The sequence below is a fragment of the Demequina sp. B12 genome (assembly GCF_028823635.1).
Classification (GTDB): Bacteria; Actinomycetota; Actinomycetes; order Actinomycetales; family Demequinaceae; genus Demequina.
In genome coordinates, this window is record NZ_JAPEHU010000003.1 from 41,724 (window position 1) to 60,783 (window position 19,060).

A 19,060-nucleotide genomic window follows, 5' to 3' on the forward strand; every position below is an offset into this window, starting at 1 on the left:
TCTAGATCTCCATTCCGAACTGCTGGGAGAAGCGAATGTCGCCCTCAACCATGTCGCGCATGTCCTTGACACCGTGGCGGAACATGAGCGTGCGCTCAATGCCCATACCGAAGGCGAACGCCGTGTACTCATCGGGATCAATGCCTGCGGCACGCAAGACATTGGGGTGCGTCATCCCGCAGCCGCCCCACTCAATCCAGCCGGTTCCTGAGCAGGTCCGGCAACCGGAGTCCGTACCACCGCAAACGAAGCAGCGCAGGTCCATTTCCGCGCTGGGTTCGGTGAAGGGGAAGAACGATGGCCGCAGTCGCGTCACGGCTTCGGGGCCGAACAGTGACCGGGCGAACGCGTCCAAGGTGCCCTTCAGGTGCGCCATGGTGAGGCCCTTGTCGACGGCGAGGCCCTCGATCTGGTGGAACACCGGTGTGTGCGTGGCGTCCAACTCATCCGTACGGAAGGTCTTTCCGGGACACACCACGTAGATGCCGCGGCCCTCATTCACGAGTGCGTCGCGGCGCTCCAGCGCGGCACGTACCTGCACGGGCGAGGTGTGCGTGCGCAGCAGCAGGCCGGCCTCGGGCGGGTCAATGAAGAACGTGTCCTGCATCTCGCGCGCTGGGTGATCGGGGTCAAAGTTGAGGGCGTCGAAGTTGAACCACTCCGCTTCCATCTCCGGACCTTCGGCCACTTCCCACCCCATGGCGACGAACGTGTCGCACATGCGTTCCTGCATCGACTCGAGTGGATGCCGGGCACCCACGAGGGCACGGTTGACGGGGAGGGTGACGTCGACGGTCTCTTCGACGAGCACGCGTGCGTCACGTTCGGCTTCAAGGACCTCTTGACGTGCCTGGAGCGCCTTGTTGAGACGTCCACGCGCCGCACCCATGGTCTTACCCGCGGTGGCTTTGTCTTGTGGTTCGACCGACCCGATGAGGCGGTTCGCCAACGTCAGGGGCGCCTTGTCTCCGGTGTGAGCCAGACGCGCTTCCTTCAGTTCGTCTAGTGTGCTCGCGGCGGCAATGTCCACGAGGGCGGCCTCCACGGCCGCGTCGACGCCTGCTGCGTCGAGGGGTGAGAGCTCAGTCATAGCTTCTTTCCAGGATGAGTTCTGGTTCCGTGCGGAAGTCTACCGGCGCAGGCAGGCGCGTACGCGGGCCCGGCCACAAGCGAAGCCCGGAGGGTCTCTCCGGGCTACATAAAGGGCGAAGGTGCAGGGCGCAACGGCGCTCCCGACTCCCCCACCATGCGAACACGCTGCGCATTGGCTGCGGGGCGGTCGCTGATGCTCATACGCCCAGCATACCGCTCGGGCACATCACCCCAGGAGGCCACCCAGTACCGCAACGATGACTCCTCCGGCGACCGTATTGACCAGCGGCAGCGCGATCCGCAGCGGCTTGGGCATGGCGACGTTCTTCACGACCAGTACCGAGACAAAGAACAACACGAGGCCCAAGAACAATCCGACCAAGGTCAGACTCAGCGTCAGAAGAAGCGGCGCGAACATCACCACTTTCTCAAGGACCGATGCGTGGGCACCAAAGCGGTAGACCTCCGTGCCGTTCCACCACAGGGTCTGGAAGCCCGGAAGCAGGCCCCGCGCACGGAGTTCGGTCTCGCCGCCCTTCGCAGGAATGGGCCATGCTCCCTTGCGGCGAGACACAGGCTCACCGTTGAGCAGCACCTTGTAGAAGATCCCTTGTGCTCCTTGAACCTGGGTGGTGCCGCGAGCGCCTGGAAGACTGAGGTCCGCGAGTTCGTTTGTCATTGCTACCTACTTTCTGCTGAGAAGGTACCAACGTCATGTTTCGTCTGAGTGACGGTCCTGGTGCAGGTCCGATGCTGCGCTACCGTCGCCGTACACACGACCCTTGGTGGTGCGTTTCCCCTCGACCAAGCGAGCATCGGCCAGCGTCAACAAATCTTCTAACTCGCCCCGTTCGCCCGGCTCGATCACCGCAAATCCCGCGGTCACCCCCACCGAGGACGCTGCCGGTGATACCGATCGCGCGGCGGACTCCACGGCATCCCGGAGACGTTCAACCAGTCCCCATGCGTCGTCGCGGTGGCGGATACTGTGCGCCATCACGAACTCGTCGCCTCCGAACCGTGAAGCAACGTCACGGCCACGCGTCGACGCACGCATCGCAGTTGCGGCGGCGACGAGCGCTTTGTCGCCTTCCTCGTGTCCTGCGGTGTCGTTCAGTGCTTTGAAGTTGTCCAGGTCGAGCGCTGTGATCACGACAGCGTCGCCATGCTCGGAGGCCCGGTCCATCAGGCGCGACGCGCGCGCCCGGAACTCCGAACGTTTCACCAGACCTGTCAGATCATCGCGCACCGCGTTTTCGCGCAGCCGCTTGAGCGGCCGGCGTACTCGCCACACCAGGACCGCCGCGAGGATCGTTGCCAGCAGAGAGTACGCGGCAATCCACGCCAACTGATTGCGGGTGTCCCCCAGTCCTGAGGACAACGCGGCGTCGTCGGATGCCATATGGATGTACCAATCCACGTTGTCGTCTGCGGGAAAAGTCTGGTCCAAGATCAGTTGGTCGCCGTCCACCGTGAAGCGGGTCTGGTCCCGCCCTGGCGGCGGTGGGTCCACATCAATCCCCAGGTCAGCCGCATGGGGAGTCTGACCAGACTCGACCACCCACTCCATCATCGCGGCGGTGTACTCGGAAGGAACCGCGATCAGTTGGGAGTCCTCTGACAGTACGAAGGCCTCCGCTCCCGCGCCTACGGGCAGGTCGTCAAGCACATCGCCCAAGGTGTCCAGACTGAGGTCTGCGCCGATCACCGCGATGGGATCAGAACTCGGTGTTTCGCGTGCCGCGATCGCAACAGAAACTAAGGGATCACGCCCAATGAAATCCACGTAGGGGTCAGTCCACTCGACCGTGCGACTTGCAATCCCAGCCTCATACCAGGGCCGCGTACGAGGGTCGTAATCCGTTTCGATCACTTCCGGGTCAGTCAACGGCGACAGCAACGCGTCGAACCGCTGAGACGTGACTTCCCCTGGCTCAGAGCTGTAGCGAGACAGATACCCGCCCCCGTCCCGTTGGATCAGAGCGACGCGACCATCGGGCCAGCCCACATACATGGCGCGCACGTCCGGGAGCGCAAGCATTCGCTGGTACATCGCTCCCACCAGCTCGACATCATCAGGGGTTTCACTGCCTCGTGTCATTTGCAGCGCTGTCGTGACAACTGCGCTCTCAGCCAGGTCTGCATAGCGCGCGACCCGTTCAAGGGTGAGGTCCCCTACATACGAGTAGGTGTCTTGCGCCGCGCGTTCCAGTTGGCGGTCAGCAGCAACCGCAAAGAACACCGTGGCAGCGCCTTGGACGACCGCAATCGATGCGATCAGCACAAGCGCAAGCAGGTACCCACGTGACTTTGTCAGCCGCCACCTGCGCTTGATGCTCATACTTCACCCTACGCACATCACGCCTGACACCAGGCCAGATGGCGTGTGGAATCACTCACGACACAGCAGGCGCCACAGGACCGTGAACACACCCTTTGCACTGGGCCTTCCCTGCAACCAGGATCTCATCCGCCGCGAGCAGCAAGTCCTCAACCGAGTCAGTACCTGCAGTATCGACTGACAAGCCGATGGTCACGCCCACCATGCTCGAACCCGGCACGTCCCTGTGCATGCGCTCCACCAAACGTTCGCGAAGACGCTGGGCGCTTGCCACGGCCTGCTCGGGCGAATCCACAGCGAGCAGGAACGCAAACTCGTCTCCGCCGAGTCGGGCTACCACGTCCGTGGCACGCGTCCCTTCCTGGAGCGCCTTCCCCACCGCGACAAGTGCAGCGTCACCAGAGTCGTGCCCGCATTCATCATTCAGCAACTTGAAGTTGTCGAGGTCGAGGACTCCCCCCGCGACCACTGCGCCGCGCGTGTGAGCCAATGCCAGCATCGGCTTGGCGAGTTCGTCGAGCTTGCGACGGTTCGGCAGACCTGTCAGTGGATCCGTCGACGCAGCCTTCTGAAGGCGCACGAGCGGCCCACGCATGAACCAGAGCAAGAGGCCTGCAACAGAACCCGCGACCACCGTGCCGATCGCAAGCCACACCAGCGTCTTTTGGACACTGTCAAGGCCGTCCGATACCGCTTTGTGTGACGCCTCAATGTGGATCTGCCATGGCAAGCCTGTGGATTCATCGACTCCAACGTCGAGTACGACGCCCGCGGGGCTGATGGTGGCGCGTGTCTCCCCCGACTCAAGCGCGGTGTCCGCGATCGTGATGCCTAGGTCAGACGTGCATGCCACGGCAGAGTTATCAGCAATCCATTGGTCGAGGTCATACGACGAGTCCGATTGGGTGGCGACGATCGCGCCCCCGTTCGCAACAACGTAGGCCTCCGCACCTTCGCCATACGGAACCTCATCGAGCGCCTCGGACAACTGGGAAGTGTCGACCTCGACTGAGACCACCGCGAGGATGTTGCGCAGGTCATCCCGTGCAGCCTGCGACGCCATCACCACCGTTGACTCGAGATCTGTGCTGATCTCCGGCTCCTGCCACACCACCGGCGTGTGATACGAGGCGATGCGGTACCACTCTTCGTCCAGGACGTCGTAACTCGAGACAAAACGCTTCGAGGAAATCAGACTCCAGAACTGGCTGTACGTGGCGTGGTACGCGACCGTTCCCTCGTCCCCCCAATGGTGTGTCACCGAGTACTTTGTCGAGCCAGGAATCCGCGAGACCTTGTAGTACGACCCATCGCGCCACGCAATTGTGATCGACTGTAGTTCCGGCGTCTGGGACAACTGGCTGTACAGAGTGCGGCCCACTTGGGTGAACACGTCCGGGGTGCCGTGGTCGGCCGCCTCGATCTGATCGACGGTGGATTCAAGAGTGTGCTGCCCAGAGTGAGCAAAGTGACGCACCTTTTCCGCGGTCAACTCACCTACGTACTCCAGGGTCTGCAACTGCGCACGCTCGGTGTACTTGCTGAGGACTACAGCGCCTGCGGCAACGGACGTGACCAGGATCCCCAGGATCACCAAGACCACTACGAGGGCAACACGAAAGCCCCGCCCAGAAGCGGGGAACATTTCGACCCATCGGTGTGCCACATTCCACGTTAGGCAGAGAAACCTACCAGGCGGTCACAGTTGGGGTGTGAGCGTTATCACAATGCGCGGTTCGTCACACGCCCAGCGCCACCGCAGTGGGACTTTAGTCCCTCTCGGAGTGGTGCTGCGCCTGGGCCGAGGCGTACAGGCAGACACTGGCGGCAGTCGCGAGATTCAAGCTCTCAGCACGTCCATAGATGGGGATCCGCACCACCGAGTCCACGAGCGACAACTCATCTTCGCTAAAGCCCCAGGCCTCATTGCCGAAGACCCACGCTGTCGGAGCAGACATCGCCGAAGCGTCAGCAGCGCCGTCTCCCAACGTCGCCTCACCGGAACCGTCAGCCGCCCACACCTGCAGGCCAGCCTGAGACAGTGCACCCAGAGCATCCTCGAAAGGCAAGGAACGGACCACTGGCAGGTGGAACAGGCTTCCTGCGGTAGCTCGCACCACCTTGGGGTTTGAGATGTCAACGCATTGGCCAGCGAGCACCACGGCATCGGCACCCGCAGCATCAGCGGCACGGATGACCGTGCCCGCATTGCCGGGGTCTCTCACGTTGCTCAACACCGCAACAAGGCGCGGCTTGGCAGCGATCACATCGTCGAGCGAAACGCCCGAGTCGTCCATCACCGCCACGATGCCCTGAGCATCAGAACTCATGGCGTCCAGCACCTCAGGGGTGCCCACGTGAACGTAGCGATCTGCGGCAAGTGCGGCTTCGGCTACGTCACGATAGCGGTCCAGGGCAGCCTCAGTGACGTAGAGGTCCCGCACACGTTCCACGGCGTAGTGCACCGCTTCACGCACTGACTGCGGCCCTTCCACCAACAATGCGCCTGCCCGGGAACGCGCAGAACGCCCCGCAAGAGCGGCGACCTTCTTCACGCGCTCCGCCTTGACGTTAGTCAAGGAGAGCTGGAGGTCGTACGTTCCTGCGGGGCGTCCTGTCATACCTGTATCGCTTACGCGGCGGGCGCGTTCACGTCCGCGGGGAGCGCCTTCTTGGCGGTCTCCACGAGGGCGGCGAATGCAGCCTCGTCGTTCACAGCGAGTTCAGCCAGCATGCGACGGTCAACCTCAATCTCAGCAGCCTTCAGGCCCTGGATAAAGCGGTTGTAGGTCATGCCGTTCGCGCGAGCTGCGGCGTTGATGCGCTGGATCCACAGCTTGCGGAAGTCACCCTTGCGCTTACGGCGGTCGCCGTAGGCGTACACCATAGAGTGGGTGACCTGCTCCTTAGCCTTGCGGTAAAGGCGCGAGCGCTGACCGCGGTAACCAGCGGCCCGCTCGAGGGTGCTGCGGCGCTTCTTCTGGGCGTTTACTGCCCGCTTGACGCGTGCCATGTCTTACTCCTTGCGTTAAACGGGCGTTACTCGCCCAGCAGCTTCTTGATCTTCTTCGAGTCGGCGTCCGACAGGATCGCCGCACCGGCGACGCGGCGCTTACGCGAGGAGGTCTTCTCCTCGAACTTGTGCACGTTCATGGCGTGAGCGTGCTTCACCTTGCCGGTGCCAGTGAGCTTGAAGCGCTTCTTGGCGCCCGAGTGGGTCTTGTTCTTCGGCATGACTGCCCTTCCTTGACATCAGGTCCTCCGCCGCTGGTGTGGGCGTCGGACGCGTCTTAAACCGACTACTCGCCGGACGACTTCTTGGCGGCCTTAGTGGCCGCACGCTCTTCACGCTCGGCGACGGCCGCGGCCTTCGCCGCTTCACGCGCCTGGCGCTGCTCTTCCTTGGCTTCCGCCTTCTTCTTCAGCGGGCCCAAGACGAGCGACATGTTGCGCCCCTCCTGCGAGGGTGCATTTTCGACGACTCCGTAGTCCTGAAGTTCATCCGCCAGCTTCATCAGCAAGCGGCGGCCCATCTCAGGACGCGACTGCTCACGACCGCGGAACATGATCGTGACCTTGACCTTGTCGCCGCCCTTGAGGAAGCGGATGACGTGGCCCTTCTTGGTCTCATAGTCATGCTCGTCGATCTTGAGACGGAAGCGCATCTCCTTGATTTCCGTGTTGGCCTGGTTGCGCCGGGCCTCACGTGCCTTCACGGCCGCCTCGTACTTGAACTTTCCGTAGTCCATGAGCTTGACGACCGGCGGGCGCGAGTTCGGAGCGACCTCGACCAGGTCGAGTTCGGCTTCCTGCGCCAGACGGAGCGCATCCTCGATACGGACAATGCCGACCTGTTCGCCCTGGGGGCCGACAAGGCGGACCTCAGGAACGCGGATGCGATCGTTGATGCGGGGCTCGTTGATGGTGGCTCCTTCAAAGATGAACGTTTGCACGGTAGCCGTCGGGCAAGAAAAAAGACCCTCACCCGAACACGAGCGAAGGCCACCGTCAAGTCTCAGCGAACCCGTACGATTAAGCACGTTCACACCGTGACCTGGGACCCCGGCCCAACAACTGGACCTAGGGTGGGAGGTGGACTCCACTTGCGCGCCGGGATACTTGTTCCCGACCGGTCGACTCACAAGGATAACAGATGACGCAGCCCACCTCCTCCCCCGACTCTCTCGCCGACGCATCGGCCGCAGCCGCACGCGATATTGCGGAAGTAGGCGCCGCGGAACTTATTACCACCGTAAGCGTTCACCTACTGAGCGCAGCCGCCTTGCGGTGTGGATTGGCTGAAGAGGGTGAGGAGCACAAGGACTTGGATGAAGCACGCGCGCTGATCAACGCGCTCGCTGGCCTCGTGACCGCGGCCGCTCCCGATCTAGGCAACACCCATGCACGCTCCCTGCGAGACGGTCTGCGGAGCGTACAGTTGGCGTTCCGGGAAGCTTCCGTATTCCCGGACGCACCGGGTGAGGGCCCGGGCGAGAAGTACACGGGGGCAGTGAGCTAGATGAGTCAGACTCCTCACCAGGACGATGCGGAAGACGCCACGGGCGTCGACGTCACCGACCCCGCTGAGGAGACAGCAGCCGAAGAGCGCGATGCGCGAGTTGAGGGCGCGGGCTCAAGCGAGGACAGCGCTGGCGCAGATGATTCGGCTGATCCCCCCACTCCCACAGACCACGTGAGCGGATCCTCGGATCCCAACGAAACATCACAGCCATCCGTCTTTACTGGCGTGGATACCGATGACGCCGACGAAGCAGACGGGCTCGACGCGGATGACACCCGTGCGGATGATGCCGACGCGGATGACACTGCGGAGATCGCCCCCATCACTGCGCCCACTATCCAAGGCGTACGTGCAACGGGCGCCATCCCCATCGTGGGCGACGCGATGCCTGTCACGGGTGCGGTTCCCGTCATCAGACCTATCTATCCTCCCAAGAGTCGCACCCCGTGGATTGTCACCACGATCGTGTTGTTCCTTCTCCTCGCGGGTTCCGTGTATTTGGGCTGGCGGCTGTGGACCGTCAACGGCGAGTGGCAGGACTACTCAGATCAACTCACTCAAGCCAACTACGACCTGGGCGAGCAGATCGCTGCGGAGCAGCTCATCGTCACGCAGAAGGAGAACGAGGTTGCGCTGCTGTCAGAGCAACTGTCGGCTTCAAACTCCAGGCTTCTCGATGTGTCCGCGGAGAAGGCCGATGCGCTCGACAACGACGCTTGGAACCAACAGATCGTCGAGCAACAAGGGAACCAACTCAGTCTGGGCCAGGCTGCCACCGCGTCGCTGAACAGTTGCATCGACGGGCTTGAGAACCTCGTGGAGTACGTCTCTGCCCCCGAGGACGAGTACGACGCGGACCAAGTGCAAGACTATGCCGACGGTGTGGTGGAGCTCTGCGCCGCTGCGGACACCGCCACTCAGAACTTCCAGAACGCGTTCACCCCATGAATCGTCGTCTGATTGCCGCCAGTCTCGCCGCCGTTCTCGCGCTATCCGGCTGTGCTGTGCTCCCGGCCGCGCCAGAGGCGTTGCCCACGGATTGGGTTCCCGAAGCAACGGTGGACCCCGACACCAATACTGCGGCGTTGTCCCCGGACGGATTCAACGCCGCACAGCGGATGACGGTGCGGGTGCGCAACATCGAATGTCGGGGGGTGTCTACCGGCACGGGGTTTGCACTTGACGCATTCACGCTGGTCACGAACAGGCATGTCGTGGATCACGCAAAGAACCTGCAGGTGTCGACCCACGACGGGCGACTCATCGACGTCGAAGCAGCCTCCGTCACGACGGTGGCAGACATCGCCATCATCACGACGGCAGCGTCCCTGGGCGGCGCATTTGCCGTCCGCGCGGAGGAAGACCCCGTCGAAGGTGACGCCATCACGGTGGTGGGATACCCCAATGGGGGTCGCCTCACCACCACGGCCGGGGTGATCCTGGGCCCAGCGGATGATCCCATTGGGGGCGCCGTGGGCACGGTCCTCGCTACTACTGCAGTGGTGGAGCCCGGTTCCAGTGGGTCACCAGTATTGAATGCCGACGGTGAAGTCGTGGGGGTCGTCTATGCCAAGAACGACGCGGACCAGAGCTTTATTGTGCCGGTCTCCACGCTGAACAGTTTGCTGGCACAGCCGAGCCTTCTGGTTCCTGAATCAACCGGCTGCTAGCGGACAACCGCGCTGTCTTCTAAGCCTGCGTCAACTTCACTTCGAGGCTGTCTACTCGTTGCGCAATCACATCTGACTGCGCGAGTTCTCGTTGGACTCTCTCCAGTACCGCGTCGACCTCGGGCCGTGTGAGTCCCGGGACCAGGGCCAACACCACCGCGATCTCCGCACCATCACCAGGACGAACGCTCACGCGGACGAGCGCCTCATCGACGCTGACAGCCTCAGTCACTGCGGTCGCAATGTCCTCATGCACGGTGCCATCATCCACCGCAGGTCGCCATGGCTCGCCCTGTCCCAGAGCCCAGACGGCGGGACGCGGAACGAGGATCGTCTCCATCCCTGGGTTGAGGACCAGTGAGGACCACCCTTCCGCCACGGCGGCAAGCGCAGCCCGTGGCCCCTCGGCAGGGATAGGACGGGCATGAGCGTTCCATTGCTTCATCGCCTCGACGTCGGTGAACACCGGGAGGGCCGCTCTGCCATCAGGCATTTGTACCGCCACGACACCCGTCGATGCCACAGCATCTTGTTCGAGTCCGTGACTGCCCACAAATCGCTGCTCGCCCTTGGCAACAACGGGAATGAGAACCCGTGCGTACGCAAGGGCATCGACCACTTCTGTGAGGTGGGCATGCCCGTGCGAGTGCCGGATCAGCGACTGCGCCAAATGCGCGTCCGCGGTGCCGTCATCGTCCGCAAAGATCGACTCCGGAATCTCTTTCGAGTGCTCGCCCTCGCTCATAGACATGATGCTACGCGAGGTCGCCGACGCACGGCCGCGAAGCCGGGAAAGAGCCCTGAACTGACGCCGTCGAGGCTACGGGCGACCGGCGATGTCGAGGGCCTGCGGCAGGGTGAAGTTGCCGTTGTACAGCGCTTTACCCACGATGGCACCTTCAACGCCCACATCGATGAGTTCCCGTAGTGCGGCGATGTCGTCCAGGCTGGAGATTCCACCTGAGGCGACGACCGGGCGATCAGTGGCTTCGCATACTTGGCGAAGCAACTCGACGTTCGGTCCGGTGAGCATGCCGTCCTTCTTGACATCCGTGACCACGTAGCGCGCGCAGCCTTCAGAGTCGAGCCGTGCGAGAACATCCCACAGGTCTCCGCCGTCGCGAGTCCAACCACGGCCGGACAACGTGGTGCCGCGCACGTCAAGGCCGACGGCAACCCGGTCACCGTGCTTCGCGATCGCTGCCGCAGTCCACTCGGGGTTTTCGAGCGCAGCGGTGCCGATGTTCACCCGAGCGCAGCCGGTGGCGAGTGCACGTTCGAGGGACTCGTCGTCACGGATGCCACCGCTCATCTCGACCTTGATGTCCACGCTCTTGACGACGCGTTCAAGCAGGGCTGCGTTCTCGCCGCGTCCAAAAGCCGCGTCAAGGTCAACGAGGTGGATCCACTCAGCGCCGCCGTTGACCCAGTCCTGGGCAGCCGCGAGCGGGTCGCCATAGCTGGTCTCAGAACCGGCTTCTCCCTGCGTAAGGCGGACGGCCTGGCCGTCAGCAACGTCAACAGCAGGGAGCAGTTCAAGGCGGTTGGTCGCGGTCATGATCTCGCTTTCTCAGGAGTATCTTCCGTAGGTCACCTGTGGGGCACAGGGCCGATGCGGCTCCAAGGCTACCGCTACCCTCGCTCCCCGCTCGCCTCTGGCATCAGCGCTGAGCAGGGGGGCATCGCACTGACCTGGTATTTGATTCAGCATTTTCTGGACAGTTCATAGAATCCTGTACTAATGTGGCGGCCATGACCACTCCCACGACTACGGGCGACACGGACACCGAGCACATCGCCCTGAGCGCTACGCCCACCCATACAGCGGCGCTCGCGCACTTGGGCCACGCCATGTCGGACCCCACCCGTAGCGCAATTCTGCTCGCGCTACGCGACGGCGCTCAGTGCCCGGCCGACCTCGCTGAGGTGCTCGAGGTAAGCCGCCAGAAGATGTCCAACCACCTGTCGACCTTGCGCGGCTGCGGGCTGGTGACCGTCGACAGGACGGGCAGACACGCCCACTACCACCTCGCACACGAGGATGTGGGGCGCGCCTTGGACGCCATGCTGACGCTCGCACTCTCTCTTGACCCCGACTGCTGCGACAACAAGGAATGCACCTGCTGATGGCTACCGCCACGCTCTCCCCCGCCCGCTCTGCTGTGCTGCGCCGACGCATCCGCTGGCTCGTCGGCGCCACGATCGTCTACAACACCGCCGAAGCTGCCATCGCACTCAGCGCAGGCGCTGTCGCGTCGTCCAGCGCACTGATCGGCTTTGGACTCGATTCGGTCGTCGAAGTGATGTCGGCCGCCGCGGTCGCCTGGCAGTTTTCCGCGCCCGACCCCACGAAGCGAGAACACCTGACCATGAGGATGATCGCGGTGGCGTTCTTCTCGCTCGCTGCAGTCGTGACGGCCGATGCTCTCCGCAGCCTGGTCTTTGGCGCGCCTCCCGAGACGTCCACCGTCGGCATCGTGCTCGCAGCCGTGTCACTGACCCTCATGCCAGCCGTCGCCTGGTGGGAGCGCCGCACTGGCAAGGAACTGGGATCGTCAACCGCCATCGCGGACTCACGCCAACTTATCCTGTGCTCATACCTATCGGCCGCACTTCTCGTCGGACTGGTACTGAACTCCACCCTTGGCTGGTGGTGGGCTGACCCGCTCGCCGCCCTCTTCATCGCCGGCTTCGCCATCAAGGAGGGCCGCGAGGCGTGGCACGGCGACGGATGCTGCGCCACCTCCGGCGCACTGCTCCACGGAGAGCTCAACGCGGACGGGTGTAGCGACGGATGCGCTGCCCCGTCGCCACAGCAATAGGGCTCTAGCCCAGGGTGGCGATCCAGTTCCTCAACAGCTGCAGGCCAGCCTCACCCGACTTCTCCGGGTGGAACTGGGTCGCCATCAGGGCGCCATTCTCGACCGCCGCGACAAAGCGGTCGGACTCCCCCTGTCTCCCCGCCTCTGACCATGTGACGAGCGGCGCAGCGAAACGTCCCGTGTCCTCGGTGGTGCCGAGCGGAAACTCACGCGCGGCATAGGAGTGAACGAAGTAGAAACGCTCGTCCTCGATACCAGCGAACAGTGCGGAACCTTGCGGAACCTCCACCGGTGCCCAGCCCATGTTCGGGACCACAGGGCTGCGGAGCCGCTCCACGACACCGGGCCACTGATCCAAACCTTCAGCTTCGACGCCGTGTTCAACACCACGCTCGAACATCACCTGGTGCCCCACGCAAATACCCAGAACGGGGCGTCCTCCCGCGAGGCGGCGACCCACAATCTGGTCACCACGCACCTGCTTCAAACCCTGCATGACGGCTTCAAAGGCGCCCACGCCAGGCACCACCAACCCGTCGGAGTTCTCTGCAATGACTCGGTCGTCAGTCAGCACCACACGGGCGCCCACATGTTCGAGCGCGCGTACAGCGGAACGCACATTGCCGAAGCCGTAATCCAGGACAGTAACAAGCGGGGAACTCACGCGAGTCAGTCTAGTGGGGTCGAAGACACGGGTTCAGTCGTCGCCGGAACCGTCAGGATTCGGGTCCGATTCGCGCTTGTTCTTCTCCATCGCCTTGTAACGCTTCTTAGCGTCCTTGGCGGCACGGCGCAACTCCTTGAAGGCCTCCATCTTGCCCATGCGCGCTTCAAAAACCTTGCCCGGGTGGGTCATAGCGATCTCATCGACCGTTTGCACCCCGGTCATCAGCGTTTCCAGGACCCCGGGTGCGTTGTTGAGCGCGAGACCCGGAGCAACCTTCCCGGCGTCCTCCCCCGCCATCCAGCGCCGAATCGTGATCTGTCCGGCACGGCGATCCATTTGCAGCACCGGCTGCGACTTCACAAACGCGGACAACACACGTGCGGCGTGTGCGGACTTCTCGACAGTCGCCTCGTCCAGCATGACAAAAGCGCCAGCAGACGTCTCAATACAACGCCCTTGGACATCGTTCAGTGAGCAGACCGCGGCAAGCAGGCGGCCGTTCGCGATGGGAGTGAAAACCGCAGCCACCGATTCCTCAACGTGGCGCCCCGACTCCCCCACAGGTTTCGCGTCCTCGAGGGAAGACAGGTCGTCGGGAATCTCAACACCCTCGGGGAGATCGTCACCGGACTGACTCACAGCGCACCCTTAGTCGACGGAATGCCCTTGACCCGAGCATCGGCCGTCACCGCAAAACGCAACGCGCGTGCGAGGGCCTTGAACTGTGCTTCGACAATGTGATGCGGGTCGCGGCCCGCGAGCACTCGCATGTGAACGCAGATGCCCGCGTGGTGAGCAATCGACTCCAGAGCGTGTCCGGTCAGCGAGCCCGCATAGTTGCCACCGATCAGGTGCGTGGCCTGGCCCACAGGTTCGCCAACGTGCACACAGTACGGACGGCCCGAGACATCAACAACACACTGCGCGAGCGCTTCATCGAGCGGCACCAAAGCATCACCAAAGCGCGAGATTCCCACCTTGTCACCCAAGGCCTGCTTCAGCGCCTCGCCGATGCAGATCGCCACGTCCTCGACCGTGTGGTGCGAGTCGATGTGAACGTCACCCTTCGCATGCACGGTGAGGTTCATCAGCGAGTGCTTACCGAGCGCCGTGAGCATGTGGTCATAGAACGGCACACCGGTATCGATATCCGTCCGACCCTCGCCGTCCAGGTCCAGTTCCACCAGGACCTCAGACTCGCTTGTCTTGCGTTCGATACGGCCCGTCCGGGTTCCGGGTGCAGCGTCGCTCATGCAGTGACCTCCATCAATGCGCTGCGGAACAGCGCCATCTCCGTTGCGGTGCCGATCGACACCCGCAACCATCCTTCGGGACCCGTGACGCGGATCAGAACACCGCGCGCCAACAAGCCCTCAAATACCTTCTCACGGTCTTCAAACGGCCCGAACAGTGCGAAGTTCGCATCAGTGTCAGCGACCGTATAGCCCTGCTCACGGAGCCACTCGACGGTGTCGTCACGCTCGGCGCGAATCTCATCAACTTGGGCCTGCAGCTCGCGGTGATGCGCGAGTGCGGCCCGCGCAACCGCTTGCGTGACATCACTGAGGTGGTACGGCAGGCGGACGACGCGCAGTGCGTCGATCACCGCTTCATGCGCCACCAGGTAGCCCAAGCGGCCGCCCGCGAGCGCGAATGCCTTCGACATGGTGCGGCTCACCGCGAGGTTGGGGTGGTTGGGAATGATGCTTGCGGCACTAGGCACGCCTCGGCGCCGGAACTCCGCGTAGGCCTCGTCAATGACCAGCACGCATCCGCCGTCGACGTCTTCTGTCGCGGCGTACAACGCACGTACCTCATCGAGAGTGAGCGCTGTCCCAGTGGGGTTGTTGGGGCTAGCGACGATGACGAGGCTGGGCTGCTGTGCGCGAATCTGCGCGGTGGCGGCCTCGATGTCAATGCTGAAGTCTTCGTTGCGAGGCACCGCGATGTACTCGGTGAGCGAGTCACGCGCATACTCCGGGTACATCGAGTACGTGGGGGCGAAGCTCATGATCGCGCGCCCTGGCCCGCCAAAGGCCTGGTGCAAGTGCAGCATGACTTCATTGGACCCGTTCGCTGCCCAGATGTTCCGCGGCTCGACGAAGTCAACGTGGCTTTCCGCCGCCAGGTACGTTGCGAGGTCTTGACGCAACAGGGTGAAGTCGCGGTCGGGGTATCGGTTGAGCCCTTCCGCCGCTTTGCGCACAGCCTGACTGATGGCGTCGACCACCACCGGGGGCGGCGAGTATGGGTTCTCGTTGACGTTCAGCCGGGCTGCCACGGTGAGTTGTGGCGCGCCATAGGGCTCGAGTCCCGCAAGATCGGGGCGCAAGGGCAAGGTCATGGCTGGAAGTCTAGTGGGCCGTGTCGGAGCTAGCGCCTACGGTGGTGGCCATGACAGAGACCTCATCTGACCTCGGGACTGCCGCCGCAGCATCGGCCACCTTGCGTGCGGAGGCTGAGGGTGCGCTCCGGAGGCTCGTGGGACGGGACGATGCGCAGCTACGTGACGACCAGTGGCGTGCCATTGAGGCGCTGGTGGTGCGCCACTCGCGGGCTCTCGTGGTGCAGCGGACCGGCTGGGGAAAGTCGGCGGTCTACTTTGTCGCAACCGCACTCCTCAGGGCTCGAGGATCAGGGCCGACCGTCATCATCTCCCCACTCCTAGCGCTGATGCGAGATCAGATCGCCGCGGCCACGAGAGCCGGAGTGCGAGCCGCAACGGTGAACTCCGCAAACGTCACGGAATGGGACGAGGTCCACGCGGCCATCGCTCGCGGCGAGATCGATGTGCTGTTGTGCTCTCCCGAGCGGCTCAATAATCCCAGCTTCCGCGACGATGTGCTTCCAAAGTTGGCGGCCGATGCGGGCCTGGTCGTCGTGGACGAAGCACATTGCATTTCCGACTGGGGGCACGACTTCCGTCCGGACTACCGGCGCATTCGCACCCTGCTGGAAGACCTGCCTGCTGGTATCCCCGTCTTGGCCACGACCGCTACCGCTAACTCCAGGGTCACCGCAGACGTCGCCGAGCAACTGAGCGTGTCCCGCCATCCGGCCGGATCAGGAACTGCCGACGGTCCCAGCGAGGTGTTGGTTTTGCGGGGCGAACTCGATCGCGAGTCGCTCCACCTGGGCGTGCTGTCGCTGCCCGACCCTGCTGCACGGGTCGCATGGTTGGCGAGCTCCCTCCCGCAGTTAGGCGGCTCTGGAATCGTTTACTGCCTCACCGTGTCGCAAGCCGAGGAAGTCGCGGCACAGCTAAGAAGAGCAGGACTCAAGGTGGCTGCCTACACGGGCAAGACCGATCCCACCGAACGGGAAGCGCTTGAGGACGACCTCAAACACAACCGCGTGACCGCGCTCATCGCGACCTCGGCCCTCGGCATGGGTTTCGACAAACCCGACCTCGCCTTCGTGGTCCACGTAGGCGCGCCGTCATCGCCGATCGCCTACTACCAACAAGTGGGACGTGCCGGACGCGGCGTCGACCGCGCAGTCGTCGCACTCCTACCAGGCACCGAAGACCAAGCAATCTGGGACTGGTTTGGCAGCCAGGCCTTCCCACCCGAGGACCAAGTGCGGACAACCCTCAACGCGCTCGCCACAGACCGGCCCACCTCCGTGGCCGCACTCGAGACAGCCGTGGACCTGCGTCGCGGGCGGCTAGAAGCGATGCTGAAGGTGCTGGACGTCGACGGAGTGGTCCGCCGGGTCACCGGAGGATGGATCGCGACAGGCAAGGCCTGGCACTACGACACGGAGCGGTATGCGCGGGTCGCACGCGCACGTGCCGACGAGCAACAGACGATGCTCGACTACCAGTCCCTCACGACGTGCCGCATGGCCTTCCTACGCCAAGAACTTGACGACCCTGAACTCACCGCCCAGTGGGCATGTGGTCGCTGCGACAACTGCAACGGGCTCACGCTTCCCCCTGCACCTGCCTCTGAGGCCGTCACCGCTACTCGCGACGAACTCGACCGGGTGGGTGTCGAGATCGTGCCGCGCAGGCAGTGGCCCACCGGAGTGGACCGTCTAGGCGTCTCACTCAAAGGCCGGATACCCGCAGCCGATCAGGCCAAGCCTGGACGAGCAGTCGCCCGACTCGACGGCTTGGGATGGTCAGGTGCGCTACGTGAGTTGTTCGAGTCACGCGACGCCGACGGCCGCTACATCGACGGCGAGACCCCTCTGCCGCTACGCGGCGCCGCGACCCGCGTGCTGGACGAGTGGGACGACCTGTGGGGCTCCCAAGGGCTCACGCGAACCCTCGCAGTCGATGCAGTGGTGGGAGTAGTGTCGACCACCCGTCCCCAACTGTTGCAGCACCTGGCACCAGGCCTGGCACGCTACCTCCAACTGCCGTTCTCCGGGTGGATCACTCCGCGCCCAGAACTGCACGAACCAGCACGACACGACGTGAACTCAGCCCAACGTCTCGCTGGGGTGGCGCACCGTCTGGTGGCAGACCAGGACGCAGCGACGCAGGTCGACGGACGCGCCGTCCTCCTCGTTGATGACTACACCGACTCCGGGTGGACCCTCACCGTGGCCGCGCGACTCCTGACTCAGGCAGGCGCCACCGAGGTGCGGCCGTTTGTCCTTGGGGTGCGCTAACGCTCACCGCTCAAGAAGGACCGTCCAGCCGAGCCTGGATCGCTTCGCCATGCGCAGGAAGGTTCTCCGCATTCGCCAAGGTGACGACCTTGTCCCCCACCGATGCCAAGGCATCGGCGTCATAACGGATGTACTGGATGGCCTTCAGGAAGCTGGTGGTGTTCAACCCACTCGCAAAACGCGCGGTTCCGCCGGTTGGCAAGACGTGATTGGAGCCCGCCAAGTAGTCGCCCAACGGGACCGGACTGTGCTCACCGATGAAGACCGCCCCGGCACTGGTGATCCGCGCCGCCACGGCATCGGCTTCCCGAGTGTGAATCTCCAGGTGCTCCGCGCCATACGCATCGGCAACCGCCACCGACTGCTCGATGTTCGAGGTCAGGATCACGGCACTCTGCTTCCCGGAAAGTGCCTCTTTGGTGCGGGCCAGGTGCTTGGTGGCATCCATCCGGCGCAGTAGCGCCACTTCCACTCGTTCAGCCAAGTCAGGGTCGTCTGTAATGAGCACAGAGCCCGCCATGGGGTCGTGTTCCGCCTGGCTCAACAGGTCCGCCGCGATGAACTCAGCGTTCGCCGACGAGTCCGCGATGATCGCGATCTCTGTTGGCCCCGCCTCAGCATCGATACCCACCACACCGTTGACCGCTCGCTTAGAGGCGGCGACATACACGTTGCCGGGACCAGTGATGATGTCGACCGGATCGCACAGCCCATCCACGCCGTACGCAAGCATGCCGATGGATTGCGCGCCGCCGGCGGCGTACACCTCGGTCACCCCCAGGAGTGCACATGCGGCCAAGATCGTGGGGTGTGGCTGACCTCCGAACTCCTTTTGCGGCGGAGTCGTCACGGCAATCTCCTGCACACCAGCAGCCTGCGCAGCCACCACATTCATCACGACGGAGCTGGGATACACGGCAAGCCCGCCAGGGACGTACAGACCCACGCGACCGACGGGGACCCAGCGCTGCGCGAGCCTGGCTCCGGGCGCAACCTCAATTTCCGTAGCAGGCGGAACAGTGGCTTCGTGGAAGGCCCTCACTCGCGTGATCGCCTCGGTCAGCGCCTCCAACACCTCTGTGTCCTGGGTCGCGAGCGCGGCCTCGATGTGGGCGGCAGGAACGCGCACATGATCGAGTTCGACACCGTCGAAGCGGGCCGCATACTCCACGAGGGCTTCCGTCCCTCGCGTACGCACGTCCTCGAGAATGGGCTCAACGACTTTGAGGGCTTCAGTCACGTCGACATCGCCACGGGGGACGATGCTGCGCAGTTCACGAGCGCTCAAGTTCTGGTCACGCAGATCGATTTGGCTCAACACACTCG

At 63.6% G+C, this 19,060-nt stretch carries 21 protein-coding genes; 6 read left to right on the plus strand and 15 right to left on the minus strand.

Annotation, left to right across the window (positions count from 1 at the left end; translation table 11 throughout):
* Position 1 precedes the first annotated feature (1 nt).
* The 8 genes from ON058_RS07680 to infC form a co-directional block, all read right to left on the minus strand.
* The gene (locus ON058_RS07680; protein WP_274668464.1) at positions 2-1,090 is read right to left on the minus strand and encodes a phenylalanine--tRNA ligase subunit alpha; all 1,089 of its coding nucleotides are present in this window, start codon (positions 1,088-1,090) and stop codon (positions 2-4) included.
* Positions 1,091-1,318: 228 nt separating this feature from the next.
* Positions 1,319-1,771: a hypothetical protein gene (locus ON058_RS07685; protein WP_274668465.1), complete on the minus strand. Its 453-nt coding sequence runs from the start codon at positions 1,769-1,771 to the stop codon at positions 1,319-1,321.
* A 33-nt stretch (positions 1,772-1,804) separates the two neighbouring features.
* On the minus strand, positions 1,805-3,433 hold the full coding sequence (locus ON058_RS07690) for a diguanylate cyclase (protein WP_274668466.1): 1,629 nt from the start codon (positions 3,431-3,433) through the stop codon (positions 1,805-1,807).
* Positions 3,434-3,488: 55 nt separating this feature from the next.
* Positions 3,489-5,099 carry a sensor domain-containing diguanylate cyclase gene (locus ON058_RS07695; RefSeq protein ID WP_274668467.1) on the minus strand — a complete coding sequence of 537 codons (1,611 nt, stop codon included), beginning with the start codon at positions 5,097-5,099 and terminating at the stop codon, positions 3,489-3,491.
* A gap of 103 nt (positions 5,100-5,202) precedes the next feature.
* Entirely contained in the window at positions 5,203-6,054 is an 852-nt protein-coding gene (locus ON058_RS07700) for an RNA methyltransferase (protein ID WP_274668468.1), read from the minus strand.
* 11 nt (positions 6,055-6,065) lie between these two features.
* Positions 6,066-6,446 (minus strand): 50S ribosomal protein L20, encoded by a 381-nt coding sequence (rplT, locus tag ON058_RS07705; RefSeq protein WP_274668469.1) that lies wholly within the window; start codon positions 6,444-6,446, stop codon positions 6,066-6,068.
* A gap of 26 nt (positions 6,447-6,472) precedes the next feature.
* Complete coding sequence (gene rpmI / locus ON058_RS07710) at positions 6,473-6,667, minus strand: 50S ribosomal protein L35 (RefSeq protein ID WP_062072686.1); 195 nt, start codon at positions 6,665-6,667, stop codon at positions 6,473-6,475.
* A gap of 65 nt (positions 6,668-6,732) precedes the next feature.
* The gene (infC, locus tag ON058_RS07715; protein ID WP_274668470.1) at positions 6,733-7,386 is read right to left on the minus strand and encodes a translation initiation factor IF-3; all 654 of its coding nucleotides are present in this window, start codon (positions 7,384-7,386) and stop codon (positions 6,733-6,735) included.
* Between the two features lie 200 nt (positions 7,387-7,586).
* On the opposite strand from infC, the gene ON058_RS07720 reads away from it, so the two are divergent.
* Genes ON058_RS07720 through ON058_RS07730 form a run of 3 tightly spaced genes read left to right on the plus strand, consistent with a single transcriptional unit; the run spans position 7,587 to position 9,625 of the window.
* A complete protein-coding gene (locus ON058_RS07720; RefSeq protein ID WP_274668471.1) occupies positions 7,587-7,952 on the plus strand; it encodes a DUF1844 domain-containing protein in 366 nt (121 codons plus the stop codon).
* Positions 7,953-8,903: a hypothetical protein gene (locus tag ON058_RS07725; RefSeq protein WP_274668472.1), complete on the plus strand. Its 951-nt coding sequence runs from the start codon at positions 7,953-7,955 to the stop codon at positions 8,901-8,903. It abuts the gene before it with no gap.
* The gene (locus ON058_RS07730; RefSeq protein ID WP_274668473.1) at positions 8,900-9,625 is read left to right on the plus strand and encodes a serine protease; all 726 of its coding nucleotides are present in this window, start codon (positions 8,900-8,902) and stop codon (positions 9,623-9,625) included. Before ON058_RS07725 ends, ON058_RS07730 begins: the two co-directional genes overlap by 4 nt.
* Positions 9,626-9,644: 19 nt before the next feature.
* Here the strand turns inward: ON058_RS07730 and ON058_RS07735 are convergent, their stop codons facing one another.
* Positions 9,645-10,370, minus strand: a complete 726-nt coding sequence (locus tag ON058_RS07735; protein WP_274668474.1) for an SseB family protein — start codon at positions 10,368-10,370, stop codon at positions 9,645-9,647.
* A 75-nt stretch (positions 10,371-10,445) separates the two neighbouring features.
* The gene (gene priA / locus ON058_RS07740; RefSeq protein ID WP_274668475.1) at positions 10,446-11,183 is read right to left on the minus strand and encodes a bifunctional 1-(5-phosphoribosyl)-5-((5-phosphoribosylamino)methylideneamino)imidazole-4-carboxamide isomerase/phosphoribosylanthranilate isomerase PriA; all 738 of its coding nucleotides are present in this window, start codon (positions 11,181-11,183) and stop codon (positions 10,446-10,448) included.
* A 194-nt stretch (positions 11,184-11,377) separates the two neighbouring features.
* Between priA and ON058_RS07745 the strand changes: the two genes are divergently transcribed.
* On the plus strand, positions 11,378-11,752 hold the full coding sequence (locus ON058_RS07745; RefSeq protein WP_274668476.1) for a helix-turn-helix transcriptional regulator: 375 nt from the start codon (positions 11,378-11,380) through the stop codon (positions 11,750-11,752).
* Complete coding sequence (locus tag ON058_RS07750) at positions 11,752-12,447, plus strand: cation transporter (protein WP_274668477.1); 696 nt, start codon at positions 11,752-11,754, stop codon at positions 12,445-12,447. Before ON058_RS07745 ends, ON058_RS07750 begins: the two co-directional genes overlap by 1 nt.
* 4 nt (positions 12,448-12,451) lie before the next feature.
* On the opposite strand, the gene hisH is transcribed toward ON058_RS07750, so the two are convergent.
* Genes hisH through ON058_RS07770 form a run of 4 tightly spaced genes read right to left on the minus strand, consistent with a single transcriptional unit; the run spans position 12,452 to position 15,458 of the window.
* Complete coding sequence (gene hisH, locus ON058_RS07755; RefSeq protein ID WP_274668478.1) at positions 12,452-13,111, minus strand: imidazole glycerol phosphate synthase subunit HisH; 660 nt, start codon at positions 13,109-13,111, stop codon at positions 12,452-12,454.
* Between the two features lie 33 nt (positions 13,112-13,144).
* On the minus strand, positions 13,145-13,753 hold the full coding sequence (locus ON058_RS07760) for a hypothetical protein (RefSeq protein ID WP_274668479.1): 609 nt from the start codon (positions 13,751-13,753) through the stop codon (positions 13,145-13,147).
* Positions 13,750-14,367, minus strand: coding sequence for an imidazoleglycerol-phosphate dehydratase HisB (hisB, locus tag ON058_RS07765; protein ID WP_274668480.1), 618 nt, complete (start codon positions 14,365-14,367; stop codon positions 13,750-13,752). Before hisB ends, ON058_RS07760 begins: the two co-directional genes overlap by 4 nt.
* A complete protein-coding gene (locus ON058_RS07770; protein WP_274668481.1) occupies positions 14,364-15,458 on the minus strand; it encodes a histidinol-phosphate transaminase in 1,095 nt (364 codons plus the stop codon). The genes hisB and ON058_RS07770 overlap by 4 nt, the downstream gene beginning before the upstream one ends.
* Positions 15,459-15,508: 50 nt before the next feature.
* Here ON058_RS07770 and ON058_RS07775 point away from each other — a divergent pair, with 50 nt between their 5' ends.
* Positions 15,509-17,734 carry a RecQ family ATP-dependent DNA helicase gene (locus ON058_RS07775; protein ID WP_274668482.1) on the plus strand — a complete coding sequence of 742 codons (2,226 nt, stop codon included), beginning with the start codon at positions 15,509-15,511 and terminating at the stop codon, positions 17,732-17,734.
* 10 nt (positions 17,735-17,744) lie between these two features.
* Here the strand turns inward: ON058_RS07775 and hisD are convergent, their stop codons facing one another.
* A complete protein-coding gene (gene hisD / locus ON058_RS07780) occupies positions 17,745-19,055 on the minus strand; it encodes a histidinol dehydrogenase (protein ID WP_274668483.1) in 1,311 nt (436 codons plus the stop codon).
* Positions 19,056-19,060: the final 5 nt, after the last annotated feature.

Excerpts from the sequence above, each read along its gene's own strand:
- ON058_RS07680 (WP_274668464.1), bottom strand. The coding sequence starts at position 1,090 with ATGACTGAGCTCTCACCCCTCGACGCAGCAGGCGTCGACGCGGCCGTG.
- ON058_RS07685 (WP_274668465.1), bottom strand. The coding sequence starts at position 1,771 with ATGACAAACGAACTCGCGGACCTCAGTCTTCCAGGCGCTCGCGGCACC.
- ON058_RS07690 (WP_274668466.1), bottom strand. The coding sequence starts at position 3,433 with ATGAGCATCAAGCGCAGGTGGCGGCTGACAAAGTCACGTGGGTACCTG.
- ON058_RS07700 (WP_274668468.1), bottom strand. The coding sequence starts at position 6,054 with ATGACAGGACGCCCCGCAGGAACGTACGACCTCCAGCTCTCCTTGACT.
- rplT (WP_274668469.1), bottom strand. The coding sequence starts at position 6,446 with ATGGCACGCGTCAAGCGGGCAGTAAACGCCCAGAAGAAGCGCCGCAGC.
- rpmI (WP_062072686.1), bottom strand. The coding sequence starts at position 6,667 with ATGCCGAAGAACAAGACCCACTCGGGCGCCAAGAAGCGCTTCAAGCTC.
- ON058_RS07720 (WP_274668471.1), top strand. The coding sequence starts at position 7,587 with ATGACGCAGCCCACCTCCTCCCCCGACTCTCTCGCCGACGCATCGGCC.
- ON058_RS07725 (WP_274668472.1), top strand. The coding sequence starts at position 7,953 with ATGAGTCAGACTCCTCACCAGGACGATGCGGAAGACGCCACGGGCGTC.
- ON058_RS07730 (WP_274668473.1), top strand. The coding sequence starts at position 8,900 with ATGAATCGTCGTCTGATTGCCGCCAGTCTCGCCGCCGTTCTCGCGCTA.
- ON058_RS07735 (WP_274668474.1), bottom strand. The coding sequence starts at position 10,370 with ATGAGCGAGGGCGAGCACTCGAAAGAGATTCCGGAGTCGATCTTTGCG.
- priA (WP_274668475.1), bottom strand. The coding sequence starts at position 11,183 with ATGACCGCGACCAACCGCCTTGAACTGCTCCCTGCTGTTGACGTTGCT.
- ON058_RS07745 (WP_274668476.1), top strand. The coding sequence starts at position 11,378 with ATGACCACTCCCACGACTACGGGCGACACGGACACCGAGCACATCGCC.
- ON058_RS07750 (WP_274668477.1), top strand. The coding sequence starts at position 11,752 with ATGGCTACCGCCACGCTCTCCCCCGCCCGCTCTGCTGTGCTGCGCCGA.
- hisB (WP_274668480.1), bottom strand. The coding sequence starts at position 14,367 with ATGAGCGACGCTGCACCCGGAACCCGGACGGGCCGTATCGAACGCAAG.
- ON058_RS07770 (WP_274668481.1), bottom strand. The coding sequence starts at position 15,458 with ATGACCTTGCCCTTGCGCCCCGATCTTGCGGGACTCGAGCCCTATGGC.
- ON058_RS07775 (WP_274668482.1), top strand. The coding sequence starts at position 15,509 with ATGACAGAGACCTCATCTGACCTCGGGACTGCCGCCGCAGCATCGGCC.